This is a genomic window from Mycobacterium sp. (genome assembly GCF_049673265.1).
Taxonomy (GTDB): Bacteria; Actinomycetota; Actinomycetes; order Mycobacteriales; family Mycobacteriaceae; genus Mycobacterium.
The window spans coordinates 1-5166 of the sequence record NZ_JBATXN010000407.1 but is presented as its reverse complement, the minus strand read 5'-3'; the positions used below and the strand labels follow the sequence as shown (position 1 = coordinate 5166).

At 66.1% G+C, this 5166-nt stretch carries 4 protein-coding genes and 1 pseudogene; 3 read left to right on the top strand and 2 right to left on the bottom strand.

Annotated features, from left to right (window positions below; genetic code table 11):
- Window positions 1-580: pseudogene (locus WBF82_RS14025) on the bottom strand (glycogen debranching enzyme); the annotation flags it as partial.
- A 128-nt stretch (window positions 581-708) separates the two neighbouring features.
- Window positions 709-2481 carry a flavin-containing monooxygenase gene (locus WBF82_RS14020; RefSeq protein WP_424383606.1) on the bottom strand — a complete coding sequence of 591 codons (1773 nt, stop codon included), beginning with the start codon at window positions 2479-2481 and terminating at the stop codon, window positions 709-711.
- A gap of 155 nt (window positions 2482-2636) precedes the next feature.
- On the opposite strand from WBF82_RS14020, the gene WBF82_RS14015 reads away from it, so the two are divergent.
- The 3 genes from WBF82_RS14015 to WBF82_RS14005 form a co-directional block, all read left to right on the top strand.
- Window positions 2637-3479: a GNAT family N-acetyltransferase gene (locus WBF82_RS14015; RefSeq protein ID WP_424383605.1), complete on the top strand. Its 843-nt coding sequence runs from the start codon at window positions 2637-2639 to the stop codon at window positions 3477-3479.
- Complete coding sequence (locus WBF82_RS14010) at window positions 3479-4348, top strand: lysophospholipid acyltransferase family protein (protein WP_424383604.1); 870 nt, start codon at window positions 3479-3481, stop codon at window positions 4346-4348. Before WBF82_RS14015 ends, WBF82_RS14010 begins: the two co-directional genes overlap by 1 nt.
- A gap of 120 nt (window positions 4349-4468) precedes the next feature.
- A partial coding sequence (locus tag WBF82_RS14005) for a cysteine desulfurase family protein (RefSeq protein WP_424383603.1) occupies window positions 4469-5166 on the top strand: 698 nt, incomplete at its 3' end.

The window sequence follows — 5166 nt, the reverse complement described above, 5'->3', positions numbered from 1 at the left end:
GTGCGATACCGGCGTAGGTGCCCCGCATCCGCTCCGGAATTTCGGGGTGCAGCTGGGTCAGCCCCTTGACGTGCGCCTCGTAAATCACCGTGTCGGCGTACTCGTGATCGGGTGGGCGGTCGTTTCCCCAGTCGAAGAACGGGTTGATTACCACCGACTTCGGCATACGCGGCGCGGAGTCGTCATCGTTTCGGCTGTCTGGGTCGCCGAAGTTGTAGCTGAACAGCGCCTGGTGCCATTCGAAGTTGCCGTCAATCGCTTTGGCGTAGGGATCGATCAACAGCTTGTTCGGGTTACACCGGTGCCCGGCGGCCGGGTCGTAGGGCCCGTGCACCCGGTAGCCGTAGCGCTGACCGGGCTCGACGGCCGGCAGAAAGCCGTGCCAGACGAACCCATCGACCTCGATCAGCGGCACGCGGGACTCGGTGCCGTCGGCGTCAAACAGGCAGAGCTCTACCTGCTCGGCGACCTCACTGAACATCGCGAAATTAGTGCCCGACCCGTCGTAGGTGGCGCCGAGCGGATACGCCTTCCCGGGCCACTGCTCCAAGGCAGGTGCCGCCCACTTTGCGTCGGCCAAGTCGACCGGTTCCGTCACAGCGCCCTCTTTCACCCACGGGCCGTGTGCCGATGGCTTGACCCCACCTGAATGCTTGCTGGGGAGTACCCGCCGCGCGGCGGATCACACCTGGGATCTGCGAGGTGCTATCAGCCGGTGACTGCCGAAGCTCGTTTGGCAAGCCCGGCAAGCTCGCCCGTCGCCCGCCACGCCTCGAGGATGTCGGCGTATTCGGTTGGGCTGCCGAAGAAGAAGCTGTCCTGGTTTAGCCGCGCATCAGCCTGGCCCTCGCGGTTGTAGTAGCCGGGCGTGCATGACTCGCGCCGGCCCGCGATGATGCTGGAGCGTTGCACGACCGTGTCGATCCAGGCCGCTTCGGCGTCGGCGGTGGCTTCCACCTCCGCCACACCGTTGCGCAGCGCCCACGCGATCACCCAGGCGATGTGGCGCGATTGGGTATCGATGAGATACGGGAAGTTCACGGTGAAGCCGGACTGAGCGATGCTTTCGATGAAGCAGTTCGGAAAGCCGTTGACGTGCAGGCCGTGCAACGTGCGTACGCCCTCGGCCCACTTCTCGGTGAGCGTCAAGCCGTCTCGACCGATGACCTCGAACCCGGTGCGCTGCGAGTAACTGGTGCCGACCTCGAAGCCGGTGGCGAAAATCAAACAATCCAACGGGTATTCGACGCCGTCCACAACGACGCCGGCACGGCTGATCTGCTCGACTCCACGACCGTGGGTGTCGACGAGGGTGACGGTGTCACGATTGAACGCTTGCAAGTACTCGTCGTGAAAGCAGGGTCGCTTGCAGTAGTAGCCGTACCACGGCTTGAGTGCCTCCGCGGCGGCTGCATCGGTCACCAGCGCGTCGACGCGCCCCCGGATCTCCTCCATCTTGGCGAAGTCAGCCAGTTCGGCGGCGTTCGGGCCTGCATCGTTCACAATCGGCAGCTTTTTGATGAGGCTGGTCCACGCGTCGTCAACCAGGTCCTCGTCGGCCGAACCACCCGCGGTGAGGATTTGGAAGTTCTCCATCCGCCGTTGTTGCCAACCGGGCTCCAGCGCCGCGGCCCACTCGGGTTCAGTCGGCCGGTTGGCCCGCACGTCGACCGTCGACGGGGTGCGTTGAAACACGAACAGCTGATGCGCCGATTCAGCCAGCCGCGGCACGCACTGAATTGCTGTCGCACCGGTTCCGACGATGCCGACACGCTTGTCGGACAGCCCGGCCAGATCGGTGCCGGTGTAGTCGTAGTCCCAGCGACTGGTGTGAAAAGCATGACCGCCGAACTCTGTGATACCGGGTATGCCGGGCAGTTTCGGCTTCTGCAGATAGCCGTTTGCCATGGCGACAAACCGCGCGCGGATCTCGTCGCCGCGGTCGGTGGCGATCACCCAGCGGGAAGTACTTGGCTCCCAACGGATTTCGTGCACCTCAGTCTGCAAACATGCGTCACGATACAAATCGTAATGCTCGGCGATGCGGCGACAGTGGGCGAAAATCTCCGCACCCTTGGCATACTTCTCGGTCGGGACGTAGTCGAGTTCCTCGAGCAACGGCATGTAGACATAAGACTCGACGTCGCAAGCGATTCCGGGGTAGCGGTTCCAATACCAGGTCCCGCCGACATCGGCGGCCTTGTCGATCAACCGGACATTATCGACGCCGAGTTGCTTACAACGGGCCCCGATCAGTAGCCCGCCGAAGCCGGCGCCCACCACAGCCACGTCGACCTCGTCGTTGATCGGCTCGCGGGTGAAGCCAGGATCGGCCCACGGATCGTGGGCGAACCGGCTGAACGCGCCGGCGACCTGCACGTACTGCGATATCCCGTCGGCGCGCAGCCGCCGCTGCCGTTCCCGCGCGTATTTGGCGCGCAAAGCATTGGGGTCAAACGTTGCGCCGTCGACCTCAGCCACCGTCGCAGTCTGGACCAAATGTGTGATCCAGGCAACGTTAATGCCGTCGACCTGCGGGTTGCGCGATCAACGCTCGCGACATCGTCATCTGCCGTGCACGGACACGTCACGGCGTCGATGCCCCTTAGCTGATCAACGGCGCTAACTGTGATGGCGTGAGTATTGACACTGTCCTCATAGCCGCCGACAAACCCACGTCGGGCACCACGTCGTCCACCGAGCCGCGTTATTCGCTGCTGCTGTCGACCGATGCCACACTGATCGAATCCGCGCAGCGGTTGCGCTACGACGTATTCGGCAACGAGCCAGGCTTTAGCCTCACTGGACAAGACGTCGCGGGCCTCGACGTCGATCGTTTCGACGAGCACTGCGATCACCTGCTGGTCCGCGAGGACAATTCGGGCGAGCTGGTGGGCTGCTATCGGATGCTGTCGCCGACCGGCGCGATCGCCGCCGGGGGGCTTTATACCGCAACCGAATTCGACATCCGGGCGCTGGATTCGCTGCGGCCGTCGCTGGTGGAGATGGGACGCGCGGTGGTTCGCAACGATCACCGCAACGGCGCAGTCGTGCTTTTGATGTGGGCTGGCATCCTGGCCTACCTCGACCGGTACCGCTACGACTATGTCACCGGCTGCGTATCGGTCCCCATAAAAGGGGATGGCGCACCACCCGGGACCCAGATTCGCGGCGTGCGCGACTTTGTGCTGGGTCGCCACGCGGCCCCGCCCGAGTACCTGATGCAGCCGTACCGCCCGGTGGTCATCGACGGGCGCCCGCTCGACGAAATTGCTCCGCCGGCGCGCCCGGCGATCCCGCCGCTGATGCGCGGCTACCTGCGGCTGGGCGCTCGAATCTGCGGTGAACCGGCTTACGACGCCGACTTCGGCGTGGGTGATTTCCCCGCGCTGCTGGACAAGCGCCATGCCGACATCCGGTATCTGCGCCGACTCCGGTCGGTTTCGGCGGCCGCCGAGGCCGCGGGCCGGGTGGCCTGATGAGCAGCCCCGCACACGCCTGGCTGCCGCAGGCAACCTGCGATACGGGTTGTCTGCGGGCCGGCGCCTCGAAAGCATCCCATCGGCTGGTTGTCGCGCTCCGGGTCACTCTGCGGCTCGGCCTCGGGCTGCTGCTGGCCCCGGCGCTGCTACTGGTGGCGGTGCCGCTGCCGGGTCGGTCGCAGGCCAAACGGGTGTACTGCCGGCTGCTGTTGTGGTGCCTTGGGGTCCGGATCACGGTGTCGGGCGATCCGATTCGCAATCTGCCCGGTGTATTGGTGGTCAGCGACCACATGTCCTGGCTGGACATCGTGACGATCGCCGCGGTACTTCCCACGACCCGGTGGCGGACGGTGCCCGCATCGTTTGTCGGCCGCGCCGACGTAGCCGCCAATCTCGCCGTGCGGATGATGGCCTGCATCATCAAGGTCATCCCGATTGACCGGGCCAGCCTGCGCCAGCTGCCTGCCGTCGTCGAAACCGTGGCCGCTCGGTTGCGTGCGGGCCAGACGGTGGTGGCGTTCCCGGAGGGCACTACCTGGTGCGGGCTAGCCAGTGGGCGGTTCTATCCGGCGATGTTCCAGGCGGCGGTCGACACCGGCCGGCCGGTCCAGCCGCTGCGGCTGCGCTACTACCATCGCGACGGCAGGATCTCGACCGTTCCGGCCTACATCGGCGACGACACGCTGCTGCGTTCGATTGGTCGCTTACTGGTCGCCCGGCGCACGGTGGCGCAGGTCTACGTCGAATCACTGCTGCTGCCGGGTGCCGATCGGCGTGAGCTGGCCCGTCGCTGCCAGGCCGCTATCCGCACCACAACCGCGCCGCACACAGGTCATGGGCGGCGTAGGCCCGTGCTGGCCTCCTGACCTCTACGGGGTCCGATTGCCCTACTTGCCCCCTCGCCGCTACGCGGCTGGGGTGCCCCCACCCCAGGCCAGTCCCGGCCTGCATCGTCGTAGGGCGGGCCTCGGTATCCTGGGCGGGTCATGGTCTACCTGGATCACGCCGCCACCTCCCCGATGTACCCCGCTGCCATCGAGGCGATGACGGGCGCGCTGAGCACCGTGGGCAATGCCTCCTCGCTGCACACCACCGGCCGGGCCGCTCGGCGCCGTATGGAAGAGTCCCGCGAGTTGATCGCGGCCAAGCTGGGTGCGCGTCCGTCCGAGGTGATCTTCACGGCCGGCGGCACCGAGAGCGACAATCTCGCCGTCAAGGGAATCTATTGGGCACGCCGCGACGCGCAGGCGCGGCACCGGCGCATTGTCACCACCGCGGTGGAACACCACGCCGTGCTGGACTCGGTGAACTGGCTGGTTGACCACGAAGGCGCCGAGGTGACTTTCTTGCCTACCGCCACGGACGGATCGGTGTCCGCCGCCGCGCTGCGCGATGTGCTGCAGCGGCACGACGACGTCGCGCTCGTTTCGGTGATGTGGGCCAACAACGAGGTCGGCACGATCATGCCGATCGACGAACTCGCCGCCATCGCTGCCGAATTCGACGTGCCCATGCACAGCGACGCGGTCCAGGCCATCGGCCAGCTGCCGGTTGTCTTCGGTGCCAGCCAGCTGTCCGCGATGAGTGTGGCCGCCCACAAGTTCGGCGGCCCGCCCGGTGTGGGTGCGCTGCTGCTGCGTCGCGACGTGGGCTGCGTGCCGCTGTCACACGGTGGCGGCCAGGA